Annotated in this window: 24 protein-coding genes; 14 read left to right on the top strand and 10 right to left on the bottom strand. The window is 63.5% G+C overall.

Features of this window, described 5'->3' with window-relative positions; all coding sequences use genetic code 11:
• Window positions 1-72 precede the first annotated feature (72 nt).
• Both AC3WVQ_RS11365 and ligA read left to right on the top strand, forming a co-directional pair.
• Window positions 73-1017 (top strand): hypothetical protein, encoded by a 945-nt coding sequence (locus tag AC3WVQ_RS11365; RefSeq protein WP_110818683.1) that lies wholly within the window; start codon window positions 73-75, stop codon window positions 1015-1017.
• A 75-nt stretch (window positions 1018-1092) separates the two neighbouring features.
• On the top strand, window positions 1093-3249 hold the full coding sequence (gene ligA, locus AC3WVQ_RS11360) for an NAD-dependent DNA ligase LigA (protein ID WP_110818682.1): 2157 nt from the start codon (window positions 1093-1095) through the stop codon (window positions 3247-3249).
• Between the two features lie 34 nt (window positions 3250-3283).
• Here the strand turns inward: ligA and AC3WVQ_RS11355 are convergent, their stop codons facing one another.
• The 3 genes from AC3WVQ_RS11355 to AC3WVQ_RS11345 form a co-directional block, all read right to left on the bottom strand.
• A complete protein-coding gene (locus AC3WVQ_RS11355; protein WP_110818681.1) occupies window positions 3284-3937 on the bottom strand; it encodes a CatB-related O-acetyltransferase in 654 nt (217 codons plus the stop codon).
• 203 nt (window positions 3938-4140) lie between these two features.
• Window positions 4141-4551 (bottom strand): VOC family protein, encoded by a 411-nt coding sequence (locus tag AC3WVQ_RS11350; RefSeq protein ID WP_060515938.1) that lies wholly within the window; start codon window positions 4549-4551, stop codon window positions 4141-4143.
• Window positions 4552-4871: 320 nt separating this feature from the next.
• The gene (locus tag AC3WVQ_RS11345) at window positions 4872-5171 is read right to left on the bottom strand and encodes a hypothetical protein (protein WP_060515939.1); all 300 of its coding nucleotides are present in this window, start codon (window positions 5169-5171) and stop codon (window positions 4872-4874) included.
• 249 nt (window positions 5172-5420) lie between these two features.
• On the opposite strand from AC3WVQ_RS11345, the gene panC reads away from it, so the two are divergent.
• The 5 genes from panC (at window position 5421) to AC3WVQ_RS11320 (ending at window position 8785) form a co-directional block, all read left to right on the top strand.
• Window positions 5421-6296: a pantoate--beta-alanine ligase gene (gene panC / locus AC3WVQ_RS11340; RefSeq protein ID WP_089043446.1), complete on the top strand. Its 876-nt coding sequence runs from the start codon at window positions 5421-5423 to the stop codon at window positions 6294-6296.
• 1 nt (window position 6297) lies between these two features.
• Window positions 6298-7119 (top strand): 3-methyl-2-oxobutanoate hydroxymethyltransferase, encoded by an 822-nt coding sequence (gene panB / locus AC3WVQ_RS11335; RefSeq protein WP_034792516.1) that lies wholly within the window; start codon window positions 6298-6300, stop codon window positions 7117-7119.
• Window positions 7120-7329: 210 nt separating this feature from the next.
• Window positions 7330-8046, top strand: coding sequence for an AzlC family ABC transporter permease (locus AC3WVQ_RS11330; RefSeq protein WP_034792518.1), 717 nt, complete (start codon window positions 7330-7332; stop codon window positions 8044-8046).
• 2 nt (window positions 8047-8048) lie between these two features.
• Window positions 8049-8363: an AzlD family protein gene (locus tag AC3WVQ_RS11325; RefSeq protein WP_034792520.1), complete on the top strand. Its 315-nt coding sequence runs from the start codon at window positions 8049-8051 to the stop codon at window positions 8361-8363.
• Window positions 8364-8545: 182 nt separating this feature from the next.
• On the top strand, window positions 8546-8785 hold the full coding sequence (locus AC3WVQ_RS11320; RefSeq protein WP_034792522.1) for a PA2433 domain-containing protein: 240 nt from the start codon (window positions 8546-8548) through the stop codon (window positions 8783-8785).
• A 120-nt stretch (window positions 8786-8905) separates the two neighbouring features.
• Here the strand turns inward: AC3WVQ_RS11320 and AC3WVQ_RS11315 are convergent, their stop codons facing one another.
• Window positions 8906-10741, bottom strand: coding sequence for an aminopeptidase P family protein (locus AC3WVQ_RS11315; protein ID WP_110818680.1), 1836 nt, complete (start codon window positions 10739-10741; stop codon window positions 8906-8908).
• Window positions 10742-11265: 524 nt separating this feature from the next.
• Between AC3WVQ_RS11315 and AC3WVQ_RS11310 the strand changes: the two genes are divergently transcribed.
• Complete coding sequence (locus AC3WVQ_RS11310; RefSeq protein WP_492382726.1) at window positions 11266-13119, top strand: adenylate/guanylate cyclase domain-containing protein; 1854 nt, start codon at window positions 11266-11268, stop codon at window positions 13117-13119.
• A gap of 71 nt (window positions 13120-13190) precedes the next feature.
• Here the strand turns inward: AC3WVQ_RS11310 and AC3WVQ_RS11305 are convergent, their stop codons facing one another.
• The 3 genes from AC3WVQ_RS11305 to AC3WVQ_RS11295 form a co-directional block, all read right to left on the bottom strand.
• The gene (locus AC3WVQ_RS11305; protein WP_034792526.1) at window positions 13191-14066 is read right to left on the bottom strand and encodes a 50S ribosomal protein L11 methyltransferase; all 876 of its coding nucleotides are present in this window, start codon (window positions 14064-14066) and stop codon (window positions 13191-13193) included.
• 161 nt (window positions 14067-14227) lie between these two features.
• Window positions 14228-14827 carry an SCO family protein gene (locus AC3WVQ_RS11300; RefSeq protein WP_110818678.1) on the bottom strand — a complete coding sequence of 200 codons (600 nt, stop codon included), beginning with the start codon at window positions 14825-14827 and terminating at the stop codon, window positions 14228-14230.
• 338 nt (window positions 14828-15165) lie between these two features.
• Complete coding sequence (locus tag AC3WVQ_RS11295) at window positions 15166-15324, bottom strand: hypothetical protein (protein ID WP_034792531.1); 159 nt, start codon at window positions 15322-15324, stop codon at window positions 15166-15168.
• 370 nt (window positions 15325-15694) lie between these two features.
• On the opposite strand from AC3WVQ_RS11295, the gene AC3WVQ_RS11290 reads away from it, so the two are divergent.
• From AC3WVQ_RS11290 to AC3WVQ_RS11280, 3 genes are all read left to right on the top strand, one after another.
• The gene (locus tag AC3WVQ_RS11290) at window positions 15695-17794 is read left to right on the top strand and encodes a methyl-accepting chemotaxis protein (RefSeq protein ID WP_246812724.1); all 2100 of its coding nucleotides are present in this window, start codon (window positions 15695-15697) and stop codon (window positions 17792-17794) included.
• Window positions 17795-17796: 2 nt separating this feature from the next.
• Window positions 17797-18261: a chemotaxis protein CheW gene (locus AC3WVQ_RS11285; RefSeq protein WP_034792537.1), complete on the top strand. Its 465-nt coding sequence runs from the start codon at window positions 17797-17799 to the stop codon at window positions 18259-18261.
• A gap of 260 nt (window positions 18262-18521) precedes the next feature.
• Entirely contained in the window at window positions 18522-18830 is a 309-nt protein-coding gene (locus AC3WVQ_RS11280) for a hypothetical protein (protein WP_034792540.1), read from the top strand.
• A gap of 243 nt (window positions 18831-19073) precedes the next feature.
• Here AC3WVQ_RS11280 and AC3WVQ_RS11275 read toward each other — a convergent pair whose 3' ends face one another.
• Entirely contained in the window at window positions 19074-19568 is a 495-nt protein-coding gene (locus tag AC3WVQ_RS11275; RefSeq protein ID WP_034792543.1) for a CreA family protein, read from the bottom strand.
• A 153-nt stretch (window positions 19569-19721) separates the two neighbouring features.
• Window positions 19722-20966, bottom strand: a complete 1245-nt coding sequence (locus AC3WVQ_RS11270) for a GGDEF domain-containing protein (RefSeq protein WP_162731973.1) — start codon at window positions 20964-20966, stop codon at window positions 19722-19724.
• A gap of 333 nt (window positions 20967-21299) precedes the next feature.
• Between AC3WVQ_RS11270 and AC3WVQ_RS11265 the strand changes: the two genes are divergently transcribed.
• The 3 genes from AC3WVQ_RS11265 (at window position 21300) to AC3WVQ_RS11255 (ending at window position 23281) form a co-directional block, all read left to right on the top strand.
• Window positions 21300-21971, top strand: a complete 672-nt coding sequence (locus tag AC3WVQ_RS11265) for a phosphoribosyltransferase (protein WP_492382725.1) — start codon at window positions 21300-21302, stop codon at window positions 21969-21971.
• A 169-nt stretch (window positions 21972-22140) separates the two neighbouring features.
• Entirely contained in the window at window positions 22141-22776 is a 636-nt protein-coding gene (locus tag AC3WVQ_RS11260) for a cysteine hydrolase family protein (RefSeq protein ID WP_089043453.1), read from the top strand.
• Between the two features lie 43 nt (window positions 22777-22819).
• Window positions 22820-23281: a GNAT family N-acetyltransferase gene (locus tag AC3WVQ_RS11255; RefSeq protein ID WP_034792558.1), complete on the top strand. Its 462-nt coding sequence runs from the start codon at window positions 22820-22822 to the stop codon at window positions 23279-23281.
• 19 nt (window positions 23282-23300) lie between these two features.
• Here AC3WVQ_RS11255 and AC3WVQ_RS11250 read toward each other — a convergent pair whose 3' ends face one another.
• Window positions 23301-24551, bottom strand: a complete 1251-nt coding sequence (locus AC3WVQ_RS11250) for an adenylate/guanylate cyclase domain-containing protein (protein WP_090294306.1) — start codon at window positions 24549-24551, stop codon at window positions 23301-23303.
• Window positions 24552-24603: the final 52 nt, after the last annotated feature.

Below are 24603 nucleotides of genomic sequence, written 5' to 3'. Positions count from 1 at the left end.
TTCCTCTGCGGTTGGGGCACTTCGGGCATGTGGGAGAAACTCGAGCATAGACTGGAGATCCGGTTTGCGCAGATGCGTGCGCATCCGGAACTGATCCTGCTCATCGCGCTCGCCTATGCCGGCCTTATCCTGACGATAAAGGAAGCGAACCAGGAACTGGGCGGCTTCGGGGTGTTCGCGTGCGTTGCGATCGCCGTGACTGCAGCAACTCTCGTCGCAAGGCTGCGACACGCCTCGCAGGTCGGGCTGGCGGAGGAGGAGGCCGATCCTCAGCCGCCGAACGCGGACGAAGTCACGCCATTGGCGCTTGTGGCGCCCTGTGCGCACGGGGACCGTTCCTATCTTGTCCGCGTCCCGGCGCCGACGGCGGTTGCCTATGAGGTGGTCCGCAAGGCACAGGATGTGTTTCGCAGCGGCGCGATCGATCCCGAAGAGGATATGAGAGCGTTCCATTCCGACCCCTACAGCCTGATCTGCCTGCAGGACCTCGACGGCAACATCTTCGGCTTCATCGACTACTACGCCTTCGAGAAGAACCACTTCAAACTGTTCCTGCAGGGGCACTATGCCTTTGGCAACCTGCTGGCGAGCGGGCTGCTTGCCCATCCGCAGGCGCGAAAGGCGAAGGTCGTCTATCTCGCGACCATCCTCAATATGAGCTTCCTGCTCGATTCCATGCGCGCCGAGCGCCGCAGGCAGAACGGCATTCTCGTCTGGGCGACGGTTTCGGCGATCCTCGAACACCACACGTTCCCGCCCGACGGCATCGACATCTACAGCATCGGCTGGGACAAGGGCGGGGCCGCGATCCTGAAGATGTTCGGCCTGCAGCCGGTGAGCCGGGTGATGCGTGGCCAGGCGGAAGGCAAATGGATCTACTGCAAGCGTGGTGTCCAGAAAAAGGATCTCGAGGCCATCCGCTGCCGTTATCAGAGGCGCTATGAACGCTGGTGCGAACTGGATGTCAGGTCGCTTGCCGGGCTCGCGCCGGGGGCCGTCAATGCCACTGGCGCGTGAGCCGACGGCGCCGGACGGTCTTTTCTTTCCCATCAGTTGCTCTACAAAACGACTTCGAATCCGGAGTCGTCGCGCATGTCCCAAGAATTGAAACCCGTCGAGAATCTCAACGAAACGGAAGCGGCCGAAGAGCTTGCCTTTCTCGCGGCCGAGCTTGCGCGCCATGACGCGCTTTATCATGGCCAGGACGCGCCGGAGATTTCGGATGCGGACTATGACGCGCTGAAGCGGCGCAACGACGCGATCGAGCAGCGCTTTCCGGCGCTCATCCGCGAAGACAGCCCCTCGAAGAAGGTGGGTGCTGCACCCTCCGTCACCTTCCAGCCCGTCGTGCACGCCCGGCCGATGCTGTCGCTCGACAACACGTTTTCCGACGAGGACGCGCGCGATTTCGTCGCCTCGGTCTATCGTTTCCTCGGCCAACTGCCGGACAACTCCATCGCCTTTACCGCCGAGCCAAAGATCGACGGGCTCTCCATGTCGCTGCGCTATGAGAACCGCCGGCTGGTGACGGCCGCGACCCGCGGCGACGGTACGACTGGCGAAAACGTCACCGCCAATATCCGCACCATCGGCATGATCCCGCAGACGCTGCCGGCAGGTGCGCCCGATGTCGTCGAGGTACGCGGCGAAATCTATATGGCGAAATCGGACTTTGCCGCGCTCAACGCCGAGATGGCGGCGCTCGGCAAGCCGCTCTATGTCAACCCGCGCAACACCGCTTCGGGCTCGCTGCGCCAGCTCGACGCCAAGGTGACGGCGAGCCGCAAGCTGCGTTTCTTTGCCTATGCCTGGGGCGAGATCTCGGAAATGCCCGCCGACACGCAGATGGGCATGGTCGAGGTGTTCAAGAGCTGGGGCTTCCCGGTCAACCCGCTGATGCAGCGGCTCTCCTCGGCCGACGCGCTGCTGGAGCATTACCACCACATCGAGCGCGAACGGCCGGATCTCGACTACGATATCGACGGCGTCGTCTACAAGGTCGACCGGCTCGACCTGCAGGCCCGCCTCGGCTTCCGTTCGCGCTCGCCGCGCTGGGCAACCGCGCACAAGTTTCCTGCCGAGCAAGCCTTCACCCGGCTGACGGCGATCGACATCCAGGTGGGCCGCACCGGCGCGCTGACGCCGGTGGCACGCCTTGAGCCGATCACAGTCGGTGGCGTCGTCGTCACCAATGCGACGCTGCACAACGAGGATTACATCAAGGGTCTCGGCAATTCGGGCGAGGCGATCCGCGAGGGCCGCGACATCCGCATCGGCGACATGGTGATCGTCCAGCGCGCCGGCGACGTCATTCCACAGATCGTCGACGTGGTCATGGACGAGCGCAAGGAGGGGAGCGAGCCCTATCGCTTCCCGACCACATGCCCGGTCTGCGGCAGCCGTGCGGTGCGCGACATCAACGAGAAGACCGGCAAGGTAGATGCGGTGCGCCGCTGCACCGGCGGTTTCGTCTGCCGCGCGCAGGCCGTCGAGCACCTGAAGCACTTCGTCTCGCGCAACGCCTACGACATCGAGGGCCTCGGTTCGAAGCAGATCGAGTTCTTCTTCGAAAGCGAAGACCCGACGCTGATGATCCGCACGGCGCCGGATATCTTCACGCTGGAGAAACGCCAGGAGGCGTCGTCGCTCACCAAGCTCGAAAACATCGACGGCTTCGGCCGCGTCAGCGTGCGCAAGCTTTACGACGCCATCAATACGCGCCGTTCGATCGCGCTGCAGCGTTTCATCTATGCGCTCGGCATTCGCCATGTGGGCGAGACGACGGCAAAGCTGCTGGCGCGTTCCTATGGCACCTACGAGCACTTCGGCGAAGCGATGCGCGACGCGTCGACGTTTACGGGCGACGCCTGGAATGAACTCAACAGCATCGACGGCATCGGCGAGGTGGTCGCCCGTGCCATCGTCGAGTTCTACAAGGAGCCGCGCAACCTCGAAGTCGTCACCCGGCTGTTGTCGGAGGTGACGCCGGAGGCAGCGGAAGCGCCGGTCGCGAGCGACAGCCCGGTCGCCGGCAAGACGGTCGTCTTCACCGGTTCGCTCGAAAAGATGACGCGCGATGAAGCCAAGGCCAAGGCCGAGAGCCTCGGCGCCAAGGTGGCAGGTTCCGTGTCGAAGAAGACCGATATCGTCGTTGCCGGACCGGGTGCCGGCTCCAAGCTCGACAAGGCCCGCGAACTCGGCGTCGCGACCATGGACGAGGACGAGTGGCTGGCGCTGATCGGCGGGTAATCCCCGCCGGTTGCATGCAATCGGCAGAGCGTCGTTACGCCTGCCTGCTGTCGTACTCTTCGGAGGCGGCTTTCAGGGCGGCAATATCGTCGGCGCAGATGAAACGGCGCAGCGCGTCGAACTTTGACCGTTCCCACTGGTAGATGCCGAGCGCAATCAGCGTCGCAACATCGGTCGCGGGGAAACGCTGGCGCACGGGGCGGGCAGGGTTCCCCGCAACGATGGTGTAGGGCGCAACGTCCTTCGTCACGATGGCACCCGACGCGATGACGGCGCCTTCGCCGAGCGTCACACCCGGCATGATCATGGCGCGCATGCCGATCCAGGCGCCGTCGCCGATGACGGTGTCGCCCTTGCCGACATAGGCTTCGCCGATCACATCGAGGAAGGGATAGAGGCTCACCCAATCGGTGCGATGGGTGTGGTTGCCGCCCATGAGGATCACCGCCTCGGCGCCAATCGCGACATAGTCGCCGATCAGCAGTTGATCGATTGGCCATTGCGGTTCCCAGGCCCTGAGGCTGTAGTCGTCGCCATAGAGGTAGCGAACGACACTTTCCTCGAAGGATCCGGTCCAGGCGTTGCTGTAGTAGCTGTTGCTGCCGCGCACGTGAATGTTCGGGTTGCGCACTGTCTCATGCAAGAGCTCGACCTTGGACCAATGCTTGGCTTCGACCTTCGTGGACATGGGGTTCCTCATTCTCAATGCTTGCAAGCGAAGCTGCGCGTCGCTCGCCATTCGTATCCCGTCCCAACTATCGGATTCACCGGTCGCTTTCTTCTCAAATCGGGCGCCGACCGGAAGCTTTGGCAGGCACTGCGATCATTCCATCACACAAAAAGGCCCGCCGCTTTTGGCGGCAGGCGCAAAGTTCGGGGCACTGCGCGAGATCAGGAGGCCTGCTGCTGGGCGGCTTCCTGGTCCATCCACATGAATTCCCAGACGTGACCGTCGAGGTCCTGGAAGGAAATGCCGTACATGAAGCCGTAGTCGAGAGCCGGCTTCCAGGGCTTGGCGCCGGCAGCGAGCGCCTTGGCGAGCATGTCGTCGCATTCAGCGCGGCTGGACGCGGAAAGGGCGGTAATGACCTCGGTTCCTTTCCGGGCGTCGCTGATCTCGCCGGTGATGAAGTCGCGGAACTTCGGCTCGGTCAGAAGCATGACGAAAATATTGTCCGAGATCACCGTGCAGGCGGCGGTGTCGTCGGAGAACTGCTCGTTGAAGGTGAAGCCGAGGGCGGCGAAGAATGCGCGCGAGGCCTTCAGATCCTTGACCGGCAGGTTTACGAAAATCATGCGCATGAAATGCTCCTTGGAATGGATTTCGTGTTTTACGGATCTGATCACTTCGTTGTTTCGGCGAAACCACGAAGCGATCCAACTCTTTGATTGACGCAACTCCAGACGGAAAACTGCGTCGCACTTTTCCTGGAGTTGCCCTAAGGACGAATGCCGGTCGACGATCCCGACACCGGCTCAAAGATTTTTTGAGCCGGGCTGATGTGGGGTGCAACTACAGGTCTTCAAGCGGAGCGAGACCTGCTTCGATGCTGCAAATAGGATCGACGGTGCTAGCGGCTGCGAGCGGCCCCAAGGGCGCGCGCCGCTGCTCGATGTTATTGTCACTTCACGGTGCACACGCCGTTGGCGCCGCCCTTGCCGGTGTAGGACACGCTCGGCGAGCCGTCGGGATTGATGCTGAGCGAGATGGTGACGCCGGCGCCGTGCGCTTCGTAGTAGTTCTCGTTGAACACCTTGAGCTTGGCTTCCTTGCCGTTGATGTAGATCGGGCCGCCTTCGTCGGCATGGACCTCGATCTTGCCGGGGCAGGTGGCGTTGACCAGCGGGATTTTTGCTTCGGCCGCAGCGGCGAAGGCAAGCGTCGGGACGAGAACGCCGAGAAGGCGCAGGCAGGGTTTCATCTTGCTCTCCAGCGTGGGTTGCAGGTGGCATCGATCGCCAACCGTGACAGGCTGCCGGTGGAAGTCAAGCGCGGCTGAGCGTCACCAAGCTGTCATCTATCCGATTGTTTTTTTGCGCTGCACAAGATAGAGGATTGCAGCCGAATTTTATGCAAATGCCTTTTCGCGGAGCAGGTCGCGGCCATCTGCGAAGGCAGCGCGCCAGCATCCCAAAGGGCAGGGCGCCGGCGCGGATTGGAGGGTCCGGAGATGAAGACTTTCACCACCATCGCCGAGCTGCGTGCAGCGCTTGCCGAGCATAGACGCGCCGGCAAGACGGTCGGCTTCGTGCCGACCATGGGCTACCTGCATGTCGGCCATATGGAGCTGATGCGCCGGGCCCGCGAGGAAAACGACGTCGTCGTCGCCAGCATCTTCGTCAATCCGCTGCAGTTCGGCGCCAACGAGGATCTTTCCAAATATCCGCGCGATCTCGCCCGCGACCAGGCGATGCTCGAAGCGGGCAGCGTCAACTATCTCTTTGCCCCCGGTGTTGCCGACATGTATCCGCGACCGATGGAAACGGTCGTCGACGTGCCGACGCTTGGCAGCGAGCTCGAGGGCTCCGTGCGTCCCGGTCATTTCGCCGGTGTTGCCACCGTCGTCACCAAGCTCTTCAACATCGTTGGGCCCGATCGCGCCTATTTCGGCGAGAAGGATTTCCAGCAGCTGCAGATCATCCGCCGCATGGTGGACGATCTCGCCCAGCCGGTGACCGTGATCGGCGTGCCGACGGTGCGCGAGGCCGACGGGCTCGCCTGCTCGTCGCGCAACGTGTACCTGACGGCCGAAGAGCGGCGTGCCGCGGCGATCGTGCCGAAGGCGTTGGATGAGGCGCAGCACCTCGTCGCCTCCGGCGTCAGCGATGTCGCCGCACTCGAAAAGGCCGTGACCGAGTTTCTGGCGAGCGAGCCCTTGGCGAAGCCCGAGGTCGTAGCGGTGCGCGATCCCGAGACGCTGGAGACGATCGAAACGATCGGCGACCGGCCGGTGCTGCTTCTGCTCTTCGTCCGCTTCGGCACGACGAAGCTGCTCGACAATCGCGTGATCGCCCCGAAATCCGCATCATTTGCAAAGGTTGCCTGACATGAGCGTTCAGACCGCCAAGCGCCGGCTCAGCCCCGCCAACATCGAAGCGCTGAAGGGCGAGCGCCCGATCGTCAGCCTCACGGCCTATACGACGCCGATTGCGCGGCTGCTCGATCCGCATGTGGACTTTCTGCTGGTCGGCGATTCCGTCGGCATGGTGCTCTATGGCCTCGACACGACCGTCGGCGTGACGCTGGAAATGATGATCGCCCATGGCCAGGCGGTCATGCGCGGCTCGCAGCAGGCCTGCGTCGTCATCGACATGCCCTTCGGCTCCTACCAGGAATCGAAGGAGCAGGCGTTCCGCAGTGCGGCGCGTATCCTCAAGGAAACCGGCTGCAGCGCAGTGAAACTCGAGGGCGGGGCGGAGATGGCCGAGACGGTCGAGTTTCTCGTCAGCCGCGGCATTCCGGTGCTCGGCCATGTCGGCTTGATGCCGCAGCTCGTCAACACGACCGGCGGTTATCGCTCGGTCGGCCGCAACGACAAGGAAGTGGCAAAGATCCGCCGCGACGCCAAGGCGATCGACGATGCCGGAGCGTTTGGCATCGTCATCGAGGGCACGGTCGAGCCGGTGGCCCGCGACATTACCGCGGAGCTGCGCTCGCCGACGATCGGCATCGGCGCGTCGCCTGCCTGCGACGGCCAGATCCTCGTCTCCGACGACATGCTCGGCCTCTTCAACGACTTCAAGCCACGCTTCGTCAAGCATTTTGCCGAGTTGGCGCCGGCGATCTCGAAGGCTGCCGAGGAGTATGCGAACGAGGTGAAGGCGCGCACGTTCCCCGGCATCGAGCATACGTTCCAGGTCAAGAAGTAAGGGGCGGCTGGCCCGCGCCGGCGCTTATTCCAAGCGATAAAGCGCATCGTTTTCCTGATCGGTGCGCCTTTTGTTCAAGCCTCGTTCGCCGAGGCATCATAAAATTCAATCATTGTATCAGCGCATTTGAATTGTTGCCGGGGGCGCAAGCGCCTATCAGTCCGGCACCGGCCGCATGGCGCGTCATCGCCTCGGCCGGCGGAGGTTTCCATGAAAAAAGATGAATTCTGGGAAGGGGTCCGCGGCGGCTTTCCCATCATGCTGGCAGCATCGCCCTTCGGTGCGCTGTTCGGGGCGCTTGCGGTCGACAATGGCTTCACCATTGCCGATGCGGTGTTCATGAGCGCGACCGTCTATGCCGGCGCTAGCCAGATGGTCGGCATCGAGCTCTTCGGCAATCACGTCCAGCCCTGGCTGGTGGTGCTCTCCGTCTTTGCGGTCAACTTCCGCCACGTGCTCTATTCGGCCTCGATCGCCAAATATGTCCGGCACTTCACCTTCGGGCAGAAGTTCCTCGCCTTCTTCCTGCTGGTCGATCCGCAATATGCCGAGACCGAAAAGCGCGGCGAGCGCGGCTTGCCGATCACCTTTGCCTGGTATCTCGGCTTCGGTCTCGTGATCTACATCCCGTGGATCATCAACACGCTGGTCGGCGCGATCTTCGGGCAGATGATCGGTGACCCCAAGGCGATCGGCCTTGATGTCCTGCTGCCGGTCTATTTCATGGGGCTCGTCATGGGCTTCCGCAAGCGTGACCGGTTCCTGCCGATCGTCATCGTCTCGGGGCTTGCATCCGTCGCCGGCATGCATTTCGTCGGCTCGCCATGGCATGTCAGCATCGGAGCACTAGCCGGCATCATTCTTGCCGCCTGTCTGCCGCCAAGCGAGCGCGCAGTGGCACCGACGGGTGTCGAGAAGGAGGCGTGAACATGGATCCGCAACACCTCAACCTCATCTACCTGATCATCGCGGCGGCCGTTGCGACCTTCCTGACGCGTGTCGGCGGCTATATCCTGATCACCCAGATGAAAGAGATCCCGCCCCGGCTGGAGGCGGCGCTCAACGCCGTTCCCGCAGCCGTTCTGACGACGCTGGTGGCGCCGGCCTTCGTCTATGGCGGGCTCGACGTGACGATCGCCATGTTCGTCGCCTTTGCCATCGCGCTTGGGCTGAATCTCTCAACACTGCGCATGCTCGTCATCGGCTGGGTGGTGGTCATGGTGATCCGGCATCTGGTGATGTAGGACGCCCGTCCGCGGTGGTGTGCGAAGCCGTGGACGGACGTGTTGCGCCCGTTTCGATTGGCGGCGCGCGCATCCTGGACTATCATCTCTGCCGTTGCCGGAGAGGCAGGACATATCCCCTCTCGTTAGGTGGCGTACGACGTCACCGCAGCATGAAGCCTCCCGGCAGTGGAGGAGCGACCATGTTGACCAGGATCTCTATTGCCCTTTTGCTGGCGCTCGCGCCGGCAACGGCCTTTGCCAATCAATGCCCGACCATGATGAAGGCGATCGATGCGGCCATGCAGACCGCTTCCTTGTCCGATGCCGACATGGCCAAGGTCAAGGAATTGCGCACCAAGGGTGAGGCACAGCACCAGGCTGGCGATCACGCCGCCTCGGAGGCAACGCTTGGCGAAGCGAAGAAGCTTCTGGGCATCTGAACGAGAGACCAGGACGTCCGGAGCCAAGGTCTGGCGGGTGAGGGCGCAGCACGCTATCGGCTGCGCGACGGCTCGTTTTATGGGCTCCCGCGACAGCAGGAGCCCAGCAGAGAGCATGACTCAGCGTGACAGCGCTTCCGTTGCGGCCTTCAGCCAGGCGCGCGTCTCGTCGCTCGCCAGCAGCGGCATCAGCTTTTCGCGCGTCTCGGCGTGATAGGCGTTGAGCCAGGCGAGTTCCTCGTCGGTCAGAAGCGCCGGCAGCACCAGGCGGCGATCGATCGGGCAGTAGGTGATCGTGTCGAAGCCGAGCATCGGCAGGTCGCCGCCATCAACCATCGTTGCCGGCTGCACCACGATGAGGTTCTCGATGCGGATGCCGAAGGCGCCGGGGCGGTAGTAGCCGGGCTCGTTGGAAAGGATCATGCCGGCCAGCAGTTCCTGCGTCGAAAGACGGGCGATGCGCTGCGGGCCTTCATGCACCGAGAGATAGGAGCCGACGCCGTGGCCGGTGCCGTGGGCATAGTCGGCGCCCGCCTTCCAGAGCGCGATGCGCGCCAAGGGGTCGAGATCCACGCCGCGCGAGCCCTTGGGGAAGCGCGCCGTGCTGATCGCAATCATGCCCTTCAGCACCAGGGTGAAGAAGCGTTTCTGCTCTTCAGGCACGGCGCCGACGGCCACCGTGCGGGTGATGTCGGTGGTGCCGTTGATATACTGCGCGCCGGAATCGATCAGGAACATGGTGCCCGCTTCGATTGCCTGGTCGGTGGCCGTGGTGACGCGGTAGTGCATGATCGCCGCGTGCGCGCCGGCGCCGGATATCGTGTCGAAGGAGATGTCCTTCAGCGGGTTCTGCATGCGCTCGCCGACGGTGGCGCGGGCGGCTTCCAGCTGGTTGGTGGCACCGATCTCGGTGACTGTGCCGGGCTGTTGGCTGTCGAGCCAGGCGAGGAACTCGACCATGGCCGCACCATCCTGCAGATGGGCGCGGCTCGAGCCTTCGATCTCGGCCGTGTTCTTCTGGGCGCGGGGCAGGCGGGCGGGATCGACCGCTTCGACGACCTTGCCGCCCTTGGCGCGGATCAGTTCGGAAATGGCGAAGGAGGCGAGATCGGGATCGATCATGACGGAGGCGCCGGCGGTGCCGAGAGCCCGCAGACGGTCGTCGAAGGTCGACGGTGCGACGATGTCGGCGATCTGGGTGAGGTAGGCCTCCTGCTCGATGCCGGTCTTGCGCTTGTCGAGGAAAAGTTCGGCGCGGCCGTCGGCGTGGATGATGGCGCGGGCCAGCGGATGCGGCGTGTGCGGCACGTCGGACCCGCGTATGTTGAATGTCCAGGCGACGGACGAGGGGTCGGTCAGCACGACGGCTTCGGCGCCCGTCTTGGAAAGGCCGGCTGCGATCGTCGCGATCTTGTCCTTGGCAAGCGTGCCCGCATGTTCGATCGGCTGGATCGTCACCTTCCCGAGCGGGGCAGCCGGACGGTTCGTCCAGATCCTGTCGAGCGGGTTGTGATCGAGGAAGACGAGCGAACCGCCGAGGGAAGCGAGCGCCTTTTCCAGCCGGCGCACTTCGGCGCCGGTGTGGACCCAGGGATCGATGCCGAGCTTGAAGCCCTTGGCTCCATGGTTTTCCAACCAGAGATGCGGCGGCTCGCCGATGAGGTCGCCGCCGGTAAAGACGGAGCCGTCGACCTGCTCCTTCAACTGCGTGACGTAGCGGCCATCGACGAAGACGACCGCTTCACGCTGCGTGATGAGGGCGACGCCGGCCGAGCCGGTAAAACCGGTGAGCCAGGACAGGCGCTCGGAGGAGGCCGGCACATACTCGCCCTGGAACTCGTCCGCGCGCGGCACGAGAAAGCCGTCGATGCCGAGGGCTGCGAAGGACGCGCGCAGGGCTTCGGTGCGCTCCTTGCCGAACTGCGGCGTGGAGGTGACTTCAAATGACTGAAACATGAGGGAATTCCGGTAGATTGAGCGGCAAACCGCGGGAAAAGATGGGCTATGTTAGCGGAAATCGCCCTTGCCGGGAAAGAGGCGATATCCTGCATGGTGGCCTGATCCCCGGTCCGCGCAACGCTGCGGTTGCACCCTAATAGGAGGGCAATTGCTCATTTACCATACATATGCGCTCAGCGCATGGCACCCATGCTCAGAAAACTCTTTCTCTATCGGAATAATAGTTTATAAGCCGCCTCAACGAACACGGACGAACATCCGGTGGTTCAAAAAGCTGCGGTTCCGAGAATAGTTGGTCACTCTGTTCTCCTCCTCCCTCAAGGGTGGTCAGCTTCGGAACGGTAGACGCCCGCTCGAGCACTCCTCCTCCTCAGGCTCGCGGGCATGGTTGGCCACAAGCCAACCAGCAGGCGATGCCTCTGGCATCGCCTTAGTTTCGAAAGGCCGCCCGTCATGATGGACGAGGCGGCCTTTTCGTTTTTCCCACTTTGCCTTGCGGCTGACGCGCCGCATTCGCGTGCGTGCGGCGGGGTGATTTAGCTGCACGTCATAATCCGATATTGTGGGAGACGTTCGATTTCCGAACGGGGTGCATCACCCGGAGGAGAGCTGGGAGCGTGGTCAAGAAGCCCATCCACCGTCGCTTGGTTGCGATCCTCGTTGCCGACGTGGTCGGCTACTCCCGCATGATGGAAGCCGACGAGGCCGGAACGTACGAAACGTTGAAGCAACGACGAAACCACGTGCTCGATCCCGTTGTTAAGGCGCACGGAGGACGCATCGTCAAATTGATGGGTGACGGTGTACTGGTTGAGTTCGCCAGCGCGGTGGACGCCGCTGAGGCGGCCATTGAACTCCAGCGAAAGATGAAGGAGGCGAATGCCGGCGTTTCCGAATCTCGCCAGATCTTGCTCCGCATCGGCATCAACATGGGCGATGTGATCGGCGAGGGCTCCGACATCTATGGCGAGGGCGTCAACATCGCCGCTCGGCTGGAGGCGTTGGCCGAGCCCGGTGGCCTCTGCATGTCGGAAAAGGTTCACAATGAGATTCAAGGCAAAATCCCCGTCGTGATGAAGGATCTGGGACTGGTGCAGCTCAAGAACATTGCGGCACCCGTCCGGACCTTCGGGATGGAAACGGCACGTCCGCTCGCGGGGGTGCCGCCTTCCCGCGGCAAGGAATTTACCACCATCGCGGTTCTTCCCCTCACAAACATGTCGGGTAATGCGGACCAGGACTACTTCGCCGACGGCATTACCGAGGACATGATCACCGAGTTGAGTCGATTCCGAAATCTCTCTGTCGTCGCCAGAAACACCACCTCGAGTTACAGGGGGCAATCGGTAAACGCGGCGAACGTGGGGCAAGAACTTGGCGCAGACTTCGTGCTTGAAGGCAGTGTCCGGCTGGCCGGCCAGCGCCTGCGCGCCTCGGTGCAATTGATCGAAGCACAGACCGGTGCACACGTCTTTGCCGAGCGGTTCGATCGCGAAATGGCCGACATCTTTGCGGTTCAGGATGAAATCGTGGAGGCGATCGTCGCGCGGCTGTTCTTCAATCTGCAAGAGGTTGCGGGTGTCGTTCGTGCCAGGAGCGCCAAGACGAACATCTCTGCCTATACATCGTGGCTGCGGGCAGGGGCCGCCTGGCGCAATGGAGACGAACCGGGTGCGCGCGAACACATGCAGCAGGCGATTGTCCTCGACCCGGCCTATGCGCCCGCACTCGCCTCGCTGGCGCTGCTTTATGCCTATTGGCGGTTCAGCGAGCCGAACGCGGCGACGGATGCCAAGCTTGAGGCCGAGTGCCAGGAGTTCGCAGCGCGAGCAATCGCTGCCGACAAGAACGATCCATTCGTGCTTTCCACCGTTGCCGCCTGCTTGCTGTTGGTCGGGAGAGTTGACGACGCCATGCGCTACTCGGGCATCGCGATCGCGATGAGCCCGCGCGATATCAACGGTCTCGTTGCCCGAGGCATGATCGTTTCCTATGCGGGGCTACACGAAGAAGGGTTGGCTCTTGTCGAACGGGGCTGCAAGTTCGAGCCGCTCCTGCCGCCGGCGTTCCTCTCCAGTCTCGGCGATTGCCACTATCTGGTGCGCCGGTTCGATGCGGCGCTGGCAGCCTACGGAAGCCTTATCGATCCGCCGATCTTCTTCAGGCTGAACCAGGCGGCGTGTCTGGCCCAGCTTGGCCGAGCCGAGGAGGCGGCAGCCATAATGCACGCAATGCCGCAAGCGTTTGACACGGAAGTCTATGCTCGAAACACGGCGAAGATGTGCGCCTTGCCTGAAGATGCGGAACTTTGGCTGAGTGGCTTCCGCAAAGCAGGAGCGCTTATCGCTCCGTCCTCCGGTCCGGCAAAGGGGTAGGCCACGCACCTCGGTGTCGGCAGCTTCTCATTGAAGTCTGCCGTCGATGTGTCACCTCCGTGTGGAGCGGTTTACTTCTCCAGATGAATCGTCACCCAGCCGTTGCGCCAGATGGTGCGCACGTGGCGCAGGTGCTGGCCGTTGTAATGGGCGAGCACTTTCCAGCGCTGTTCGGCAAGGATGCCCGAGAGGATCACCGAGCCGCCGGGGGCGAGGTTGGCGACGAGCTGCGGCGCCATCTTCATCAAGGGGCGGGCGAGGATGTTGGCGATGATTAGATCGAAGGGGCCGTTGGTGCTGAAGGCCGTCGAATGAAAGCCAGGGGCGGTCGCAAAGGTCATGCCGGTAACGACGCCGTTGACCCGGGCGTTTTCTTCGGCGACGCGGGTGGCGATCGGGTCGATGTCGGTGGCAAGGACCGGCACGTGCATCAGTTTCCAGGCGGCGATCGCCAGCACGCCGCTGCCGGTGCCGAGATCGAGCACGTTGCGCACCGTGCGGGTGCGCGCGACGGTCGCCAGCACTTCGAGGCAGCCGGCGGTGGTGCCGTGATGGCCGGTGCCGAAGGCCTGGCCGGCGTCGATCTCGATGGCGATTTCGCCGGTCTTGACCTTGTCGCGGTCATGCGAGCCGTGCACGACGAAGCGGCCGGCGCGCACCGGCGCCAGGCCCTCGAGTGACTTGGCGATCCAGTCGATATCCGGCAGCACTTCGCGCTCGATCGGGAGATGAGCGAAGTTTTCGGAGAGCGCTTCGGTGAGACGTTCGCCCACGCTCTCCTCGTCGACCATCATCATGTAGATCGAGGCTTCCCAGATGTCGCGCTTCTCGTCGACTTCCGTCGTGCCGATGGCATAGTCCTCTTCGCCGAAGACCTCGCTCATGCGGTCGAGCACGGCTTCCGCCTGCTTCTCGGTGGTGGTGACGAAAAGTCTGATCTCGCTCAAGGGTCCGTCCTTCGGCTGGCAAATCCGCCGCCCGCACCAAGCCCTGAAAGGGGTGCGCTCAAGCGTCGGCAATCGTGTGCTGTGCGCTATCACGATTGCCCTACAAAGGCAAAGCGCCGGACGGGGCCGGCGCTTGCATCTTCAGGTCAGGATCGAAGGGCTCAGCCCTTGGTCAGGTTTTCCAGCTTCTTTACCGCCGTCTCCGGGTTTTCCTCGTAGGCGATGGTGCCGGAGAACTTGCCGTTGGCGTCGAGCAGGAACACCGATGCGGTGTGGTCCATGGTGTAGTCGCCGTCGGGCTTTGCGGCGTCGACCGGAACCTTCTTGGCGTAGACGCGGAAGCCCTTGACCATCTCCATGACCTTGTCGGCCGGGCCGGAAATGCCGGTGATGCGCTTGGAGACGTTGGAGACGTACTGGCCGAGGATTTCGGGCGTGTCGCGCTCAGGGTCGACGGTGATGAAATAGGCTTGCAGCTTGTTGCCTTCGGGGTCGACCTTTTCCAGCCAGCCGTTCAGTTCGAACAGTGTCGTCGGGCAGACCTCGGGGCAATGGGTAAAGCCGAAGAAGAGCGCGGTCGGCTTGCCGTTGAAGGCCTTCTCGGTGATTTCCTTGCCGTCCTGGGCAACCAGCGTGAAGGGCACGCCGAACGGGCCGGAGGCGGCCTGCTCTTTCGACTGGGTCATTTCATAGGTCAGCCAGCCCAGGATGCCCGCCATGACGACGACGGCGGCCCAGAGGACGATGCGGATGGTTTTCATGCGTGCTACCGATTTTGTTGGGGCCGAAGACGGCCGTGTCCGGTTGATAGGCCCTTGATACCGCCTTCACGGACCCCGCGCAAATGGGACAATTGCCGCAGGTTGTGACAGCGGGGTGAGCATTTTGTCGGGCGGCTGCCACTCATCCCGCTGCCGCGACCTTCGTCGTGACGGGGAGAAGGGACCGCACGGCCACCTCCCGCTCCGACAATGAGCCTCAGTGCGCCAACACCCACCGCAGAAGAACCGCACGGCGACGTTTCGCTCGCTTTCGTCCCTTCTTCCCGCAAGCAGGGAGAGGGTAAGGGTAAGGGGCAAAACTTAGAAGCGTGTCCGCGCTAAAAACACCAGGAAAGGCCGGACTGGGCGAGTGCCAGGAACATCTCGGCGCCGTTTTCCATCCAGCCGCGGAAGGCAAGCAGCAGCACGACGGCGATCGCGGCCGCAAGGGTTGCGACGAGAGGAAGGCGGATCGAGCGCTCGGTCTTCGTGTTCATGGCGTCATCATAACAGTTCGGGCGGCAAGGGGAAGCGGGCGCGCTGCCGGCGGACCGTGGGTCTGTCTGGGCCTGTCACGAGATCGGTGTCAAAACCGGCACCCGGCGAGCTGATGGATTGTGCCCTCAAATGCCGGGAAAACCGGCGCTTGCAGTAAATATGCGCGATCTCGAAAATAAGGCGCTTTCCCTGGGGATCGGCGAGGCGCCTTAGCGAATGTTTAAGGTCTGTTTGACAGTGTTTTTTCAGCGCGGGGGAGCGTTGTGCTCCGACATGACATGAGGTCATCCGGTTTGATCGAGCCCGGTTTTCCGCATCGATCCTAACGGAGGATCCGGCCCGCGCCGGGTCCGTGAGCATGGAATGTCTATGACCGCCGCATCTTCCCCATTGAAGCGCAATCTTTCCGTAAGCCAGCGGCTGGCAACGCTTGCCGGTGCCGCTTTCGTCGGTTTTGGCTCCGTGCTCGGAGTCGCCTGGTACGAGGGCCGGCAGGCGAACGATGCCCTGCAGGGCGCGCTCGCCGCGCAGAACGGGCTGACCACGGTCGACGAGGTCCGGCTTGCGACCACCAATCTCGTGCTCAATGCGATGGACAGCATCATCGACCGCGAGGAGGGCGCGATCCAGCCGGCGCGCGCCGCCAGCATCGCCGAGATCCTGAAACTGCTTGAGACGAAATCGACCGATATCAAGGCGCTTGCCGGCCTCATTGGCGGCAGCGATGCGCTTTCGACCTTTGACGCCGATGTGGCGGAACTGCGCCAGGCGATCGGAACGGACCTGAAGGCACTGATCGAAGGCAAGGCTTCGGCTGACGACTTCGGCAAGATCGACGACGCGATCGACGGTGCCGGCGAACGGGTCGCCACGGCGCTCGCCGGCCTTTCCGAAGCGGCAACGACGCTGGTTCAGACGCGCGTTGCCGAGGCGCGCGCCACCTCCGACGAGGCGTTCCAGCTTCAGCTCGCCTCCGGCCTCATCGCCATGGCGACGCTGCTTTATCTGCTCTGGTTCCATGGCAGCACGCTCAGGCGCGGCATTCTCTCCCTGCGCGATGGCATGCAGCGGATCCAGAAGGGCGAACTTTCGACCAAGCTGGAAGCGCTCGACCACGGCGACGAAATCGGCGCCATGGCGCGCTCCGTCGACCTCTTCCGCCTGTCGGCAATCGAAAAGCAGTCTCTCGAACAGAGTGCTGCCCACAGCCGCCGCGAGATCGAGAAGGAACGCGAACAGCAGCAGCAGGAGCGCGAGGAGGCGGTGCGCCGCATCCAGGCGGCGATCGACAATCTCGGCCGCGCGCTGACCCAGCTTGCCGAGGGTGACCTTGCCGTTGCCATCGACCGACCGTTCGACGGCAATCTTGACCAGCTCCGGCAGAACTTCAACCAGACGGTCGAGCGGCTGCGCGTGGTGCTTTCGAGCGTCAAGGACAATGCGCTTTCGATCGAATCCAACGGGCGGCAGATGCGCACGGCGGCCGACGACCTGGCGCGCCGCACCGAGCGGCAAGCCGCTTCGCTGGAGCAGACCTCGGCAGCCCTCGACGAAATCACCGTGACGGTCCGCACCGCGACCCAGCGCGCCGAAGAGGCGAGCCAGATGGTCGACCAGACCCGCACCAATGCCGAGGAGTCCGGCCGCATCGTCGGCCAGGCGATCGCCGCCATGGCCCGCATCGAGGGTGCCTCGAACGAAATCGGCAAGATCATCAACGTCATCGACGAGATCGCCTTCCAGACCAACCTTCTGGCGCTCAATGCCGGCGTCGAGGCGGCGCGCGCGGGCGAAGCCGGCAAGGGCTTTGCGGTCGTGGCGCAGGAAGTGCGCGAGCTGGCGCAGCGCGCCGCCGGTGCCGCCAAGGACATCAAGGCGCTCGTCAGCCGCTCCGGCAGCGAGGTCGGCACCGGTGTCAAGCTGGTGCAGGCGACCGGCGAGGCGCTCGGGCGGATCGGCACCGATGTCGCGCGCATCAACGAACTGATGACCGCGATCGTGATGGCGGCGCGCGAACAGTCGACGGGTCTCAACGAGATCAGCACGGCCGTCGGCCAACTCGACCAGATGACGCAGCAGAACGCCGCCATGGTCGAACAGACCAATGCCTCCAGCCACACGCTGGCGCAGGACGCCGAACGCCTGACGGACCTCGTCGGCCAGTTCCGCGAAGGGCACACGATGCAGCGCGCCATGCCGACGGCGGCGCCGGCGCCTGTGACGCCCGCGGCGAGGACCGCTGCGCCGGTGCAGACGAAAACACCTGCGGTTTCAGCCGTTCAGCGGCCGGCAGCCAAGGGCACCAGCGAAGCGGTGCCGCTGCGCAAGATCGGCGCTGCCAAAATGGCCTCGTTTCCAACTCCATCTCCCGCCAAGGCCCTGATGGGCAAGCTTGCGGGCGCATTCGGCAACAAACCGGGCTCGGTGCCGTCGACGACGGCCTCCGGTGAAAACTGGGAAGAATTCTGAACATGAGCAACGCAATCAAGCAGTCCGGCGCCTATCTCGAAATCGTGTCGTTCCACCTCGGCGACCAGGAATTTTGCATCGATATCATGGCGATCCGCGAAATCCGCGGCTGGGCGCCGGTAACGCCGATGCCGCATACGCCGCCCTACGTGCTCGGCCTCATCAACCTGCGCGGCGCGGTGATCCCGGTCATCGACATGGCGGCCCGCCTCGGCATGAAGATGACCGAGCCGTCCGAGCGCTCGGCGATCATCGTCACCGACATCGCCGGCAAGCTCGTTGGCCTCTTGGTCGAGCAGGTCTCGGACATGATGACGATCAAGAGCGAGGCGCTGCAGCCGGCGCCGGAGATCATCCCGGAAGCGCAGCGCGCCTTCTGCCGCGGCATCGTCGCTTTGGAAAAGACCATGGTCTGCTTCCTCAACCTCGATACCGTCATTGCCGACGAGTTGGCCCAGGCCGCCTGACGCAAGCTTGTTCCTTATCTGAGAAAGCCCCGGTGCATCGGCGCCGGGGCTTTCTTGCGTTTCGGCGTGTTTTCAGACCGTTTCCGCACGTACTGGAACGATACGGTCAAGTTAAACTTCGGCAATGAACTTCACGCTTGGGCGATGCCATTGTGACAAAACGTCAAGTGGCTGGGCGGGTTACTTGTACTACTTTACCGGTGTTGCCGGGTGCCCGAACGGAGGCCGGGTGCCTGGTCCCGTCAACAGGAGTTGAACCTATGACAATCTCTCTCAGGAAACTCGCCGCCGTGCTCTCCGTTACGATGGTCATCGCCGGACCGGCCTTGGCCGACAGCTATTACCAGGGCATCGACGTCAACAATCCTCCCGGAACGCAGAACACACACAAGATGATGACGCCAATGAAGCGGCCGAGCGCTTCGGTTGACACGATGTCGACGGGCAGCATCAACAGAATGTCGGCGCCGGCGCCGACGCCGGTCTACCGTGATCGCAACCCCTATGGCGGATACCAGGGCGGTGATGGCGACTACTACCAGGGCATCGTTCCGCCGACGGCCTACTAGATCATCCCGCGTTGAAGTGGAAACGTTGAAAGCGGAAATTCGATTTGGCATGAATGCGCAGGGAGTTCACGTAGGTTCGTGTGAACGCACGGAACGTCAGGTGCTTACAAAAGCGGAACGGGTTGCTCCCAGACTTCTCCCTGTTTCGCACCGAAGAGGTTTCGGAAGCGCCCGCAAAGCGGCGGGCGCTTTCAACCTTTGACCGATCGCCTTGCACGCCGATGCCGGCGGCAGGGACCGCTCCTACTGCGGCTTGCCGTTCTGCCAATTGACCGTCTGGCCGTAGAGCGGAATGGTGGTGATCGACATCTTGGCAGAGCCATCCGTCAATTCGCGCGAATGCGCCAGATAGATCAGCGTATCGTTCCTTCTGTCGTAGATCCGTGTGACGAGCAGGTTCTTCCAGACGAGCGACAAGCCGGCGCGAAACACTTCCTCGCCTTCCTTGGAAAGATCGATGTCGCCGATTTCGATCGGGCCGGTCTGCCGGCAGGCGATCGAATTGTTCGACGGATCCTCGAACCAGTTGCCGTTCTTCAGCCGGTCGATGACGCTGCGGTCGAAATAGGTCACGTGGCAGGTCACACCCTTGATCTTCGGGTCGCTCACGGCATCGATCATGATGTCGTTGCCGAGCCAGTCGACCCCGACTTCGCCGACTGTTTCGGCGCGAGCGGGCAGGGCTGTGGCGGCTATGGCAAGGCCGGCAAAAAAGAGCGCACGAAGCGAACGCGACATGGATGTCCTCCTGCAGCGCCTGACGTCTCACGCAAGGTCGCCGTAGCATTTTGAATTGACGCATGTTTTTGCCGAGGCAATCCCCGGGAAGGCATGCGCTCGGGCAGCCAGGTTCACATAGGTTCGGGAATTGGCTTTACAAGGCGTGCCGGCTCAACCGGTGCCGCGAAGAAGCTGCGGCTCGAGGTTTCGGTGGTCGGCAGCGCGCATTTGCGCGGCGGCGGCGGCAAGAGCCCGTGCGCTGGCCTCGGGCTGGAAGCGGCCGGCGATGGTGCAGCGGTCGCGGCCGTCGGCTTTGGCGTCGTAGAGCGCCATGTCGGCGCGGATCATGATGTCGCTGATCGTATCGCCGGGCTCGGCCTCGGCAAGGCCAATGCTCACTGTCAGCCGGATCGGGCGGTCGAAGCGGCCGATCGGCGTATCGCGCACCGTGCGGCCGATCTCCTCGGCCACCGCAAAGGCGGCATCTTCCGAGTGATTGGGCAGGACGATGCCGAACTCTTCGCCGCCGATGCGCCCGAGTGTGCCGCGCCCGCCGAGACAGGCGGCGACCGTGCCGGCGAAGTGGCCGAGCGCCGTGTCGCCGACCGCATGGCCGTAGCGGTCGTTGATCTGCTTGAAATAATCGAGATCGAGCAGCAGGAAGGTGACGGGTCTCTGGCGCGCAAAACCCACTGCCAGCGCCCGCTGTCCGAGGTCGAGCAGCGCGCGGCGCGACAGGGCGCCCGTCAGCTCGTCGCGGGCAATGGCGCTCTTGAGGTCCGTGATCACTCGGTTCTGGATCATCAGGATCACGCCAAGGAACAGCACAGGCAGGTAGAAATATCTAAGCACGACGCAGGCGAAGTCCCAGCTGGCTGACGCAAGCGGGGTTTCGGCGGTCCCGTGGGCGATCGGCGAGAAAATCGTGACCGCAATCAGGGCGGAACAGCCGATGGCGGCGCAGCCGATGACGCAGAGGCGCTCGATCGGCCCGGGCGCTGCGCGACGGTGCTGCGAACAGACGGCGATGATCAGCACGAAGGCGGCGGCGATGCCGACGGCCGACAGTGCGTGCAATGTCGCGCTGTGCGGGCCGAAGGCGGCAATCAGCACCACCACGGCCGAAATCGAGGCGGCAGCGACCAGCGGCGTCGACATCGGCCGGAGGACACCGAGCGCCCGGTGAAAGCCCGAGAGCACGAAAAGACAGGCGCCAATGAGAAAGACGATGCCGATCAGCGACAACGGCCGCAGCGCCGGGATCTCGGATAGCATCAGAAACAGCGTTGCCGCCGCTGCGACGGCGCAGGCGGCTGCGAAATCCGTGCCCCCCTCGACCATGGAGGCGCGCAGGGAAATCAGCACCGGGAGCATCGCCAGAAGAGCGATGATCGATATGGCAGGGAGAAAGCTCATTTCGAAACGGCCTGTCGTGCTAAAATCAACAAAGGCGGCTTGCGTCTCAGCCAGATATGTGACGCCAATTGGTAGCGATGGCGCCTTAACGAAACCCGGCGAAATCCGTTGCAATTTTAGCGATTGGTCGGGATTGGCACGGTTGTTCACAGCGGCGCCCGATCAACCGTGGGGCGGCACGCCGGCAGGCGAAGAGGCGTGCATGAACGGTACCGCCCGCAGCCCCGGGGTGAGGCCCTTCGGGCGGCGCGATCCGAGCCTCCGGCCAGGCATGCGCGCGCCTTGTTTTCAGGGCCCGATACTCACGCAGTAGGACGAACCGGGAGAGGCGACATGTTCACGGCAACGTGGCTCTTCGAGGACAGGGCGGATGCCGGGCGCCAGCTGGCGCGCGCGGTCGAAAACAAGGGTCTTGACGATCCGCTCGTCATGGCGCTGCCGCGCGGAGGCGTTCCGGTCGCCTATGAAATCGCCGTCCATATTGCGGCGCCGCTGGAAATCCTGATCGTGCGCAAGATCGGCGCGCCTGGGCATGAGGAATTCGGTCTGGGCGCTCTGGTCGATGGCGAGGAGCCGGAACTGGTGCTCAACCGTCGGGCGATCCGGCTGGTCCGTCCGCCGAAAGGCTATCTGGAGGCCGAAACGGAGCGCCAGCGCGCCGAGATCCTGCGCCGCCGCACGCTCTATTTCGGCGACCGCGCGCCGGCGTCGCCCCGAGCCCGTGATGTAATCCTCGTCGACGACGGTATCGCCACCGGCGGCACCGTGCGGGCGGCGATCAAGGCGCTGCGGCGAATGGGGGCGGGGCGCCTCGTGCTTGCTGTTCCGGTGGCGCCGAAAAGCGAACTTACCGAACTGCGCAGCCAGGTCGATCGCATCGTCTGCCTCGCCACGCCCTTCGCCTTCCGTGCCGTCGGCCTGTACTACCGCAATTTCGAGCAGACGGCAGACGAAGAGGTGCTGGCGCTGATGGAGAAGGCGCGGCTGCGCAACGAGCGCAATTGATCCATGTTCCGGGCAAGCCGGGCTCCGGTTGCCGCGATTTCCGCCAGGCATCCGAATAGTTGCGCGAGGCGGCCGAAACCGTCTTGCAAGCCTCCTTCTCCCGCGCCACATTCCCGGCGCGCGATGTTGCCGGGAGAGGGCGCCGGAGGAGGCGCCCGGAGGAGATGTCATGGCCGCGAAACTGGAAATCGGAAAGACGCTTGAGGATTTCTGCCGGCCGGAGCGGATGGCGCTCATCGTCTACGACATGCAGGTGGGGATTACCAATCAGGTCAAGAACGGCCCGGCGGTGCTTTCCAAGGTGCTGAAGGTGCTGGACGCTGCGCGGGCCGGCGGGTTTCCGGTGATCTTTCTCCGGCATCTGTCGATGCCGAGGCCGCTGATGGGCGCCTTCCAGCTACGCCAGGCGATGGCCTGGCAGCGGACAGACGATCCGGATGCGGTGCACCCCTGGTTTCTGCGCGGCACGCCGGGCTTCGAGCTGGTGCCAGAACTTGCGCCCCGTGACGACGAGGCGATCCTCGACAAGATCACGTTTTCCGCCTTCGAGGGCACGCCGCTCGCCATGATCCTGCGCGACCTCGGGCTTACTTCCTTCGCCATCTGCGGCATCGCCACGGAAATCGGCATCGACCCGACCGTGCGCCATGCGACCGATCTCGGCCTGGTGCCCGTCGTCGTGCGCGACGCCTGCGGGGCAGGCCACCACGAGGCCGGCGAGCGCGCGATGGAAAACATCGCCTTCATGGGCGATGCGATCATGACCGACGTTCAGGCAATCACCGCCGCGATGACCAAACACTAGGGGCCGCAGTGCCGCTCCATCCAATCGATCACAGGACCGACAAATGACCGACAAGCTTCACATCCGCCCGATAGCCCGGACCGACTACGAACAATGGCTGCCGCTCTGGGACGGCTACAACGCCTTCTACGGCCGCTCCGGCGAAACCGCGCTGGACCCGGCGATCACCGCCATGACCTGGTCGCGCTTTTTCGACGCCTACGAGCCGGTGCATGCGCTGGTGGCGGAGAGCGAAGGGCGGCTGATCGGGCTTACGCACTACCTCTTCCACCGCAGCACGACGATGATCCAGCCGAACTGCTACCTGCAGGACCTCTTCACCAATGCGGAAGCCCGCGGCAAGGGCGTCGGACGAGCGCTGATTGAGGGCGTCTATGAGGCGGCACGTGCCGTCGGCGCGCCACGCGTCTACTGGATGACGCACGAGACCAACGAGACGGCGATGACACTTTACGACAAGGTGGCGGAGAAGTCGGGGTTTCTCGTTTATCGCAAGGCGGTCTGAGGGCTCTCCCTGCGGCTGCTTACGTCGCCGTGTGCGCGCGGATGCCAGGGACACATGCATCGGGATCCGGCATCCGCGTGGTCCAGATCTCGGTCGGGCCGAAGCCCTTGATGTCCTCGCGGCCAGAGCAAATGAACAGGAAAGACTCGCCTAGTCGCTGCCTGATTTCTGCGGTGGTGGTGATGCAGCCGGGCTTGCCGATCGCTTCCAGGCGCGCGGCAAGGTTCACGGGTGCACCCCAGATATCATAGGCGTATTTCGCTCGCCCAAGCACGCCAGCCGTTACCGATCCCGAGGCCATGCCAGCGCGCAGCTTGAGGACGACGCCATGGCGTTCGCCGATCTCGCGGGCCGCGGCGATGGCGCCGAAGCCGAACACTGCCGCCGCCTTCTCGGGCGTGGGGTGCCGGGCGGGCACGCCCGCCACCGCAAGATAGGCATCGCCGACGGTCTTGATCTTTTCGACACCGGTTGCTGCGGCCAGGCGATCGAACTCGCTGAAGAGCTCGTTGAGCAGGTTGACCGTCCGTTCCGGCCCCAGGCTGTTTGACAGGGCCACGAACTGGACGATGTCGATCAGGACAACAGTCGCATGCTCGAATTCGTCGATGATCGTTTCACGCTCGTTCCTCAGCAGGCGCGCCACGATCTCGTCCGGCATGATCGACGTCATCAGGCGGGCGAGCCGCCCCTGCGCCTCTCTCGCCATCTGGAAGGCATAGTAGATCGTTGCGAAGCACATGAGCGTGAGGGTGATGATCGACGACGAATGGAGGAGTTGCAGGAAACGGGTGTCGTCATAGACACCCGCCCGCGCCTGAGGAAACGCGATGGATGCGGCGATGACCGTGATTGCAGCCATGGCGCTGAGGACCGTCACCAGTGCGATGTTTTGAAACCCGAGGATCGCGAAGGCGACCGGCGTCACGCCGAGCAGCGTCAGCAGGACGCCGGAGTCCCGGCCGACATAGGAGGCGATCCAGACGAGGACCACCACACAGATACCGAATTCCCAAAGCCCTGACGCGACGCGGCCGAAGCGATGAAAAAGCGGAGTCATGGCTGCCGCGACGGCTAGCGCGAGATTGGCATAGACGAGGGGGATGAGGCTCGGCTCGCCATAGAGTGCGTAGATGAGCGCAAAGCTCGTGGTGGTGACGACGATCACACAGGCCGCGACATTCGCGACGAGGATGCCTTCACGGTCACCCTCCGCAACATTTGCGGCGCCCAGCTCCAGCAGGCTGCGAACAGCGCTCGTCCAGGACATGTCTCCACCCACTTTGCGTCGAGGGAGATCGGTACATGGTTTCGTTCAAACG

It is taken from the genome of Ensifer sp. EB106-05-01-XG146, from assembly GCF_058791875.1.
The sequence above is the reverse complement of the archived record's forward strand: the minus strand, read 5'-3'. Positions and strand labels throughout refer to the sequence as shown.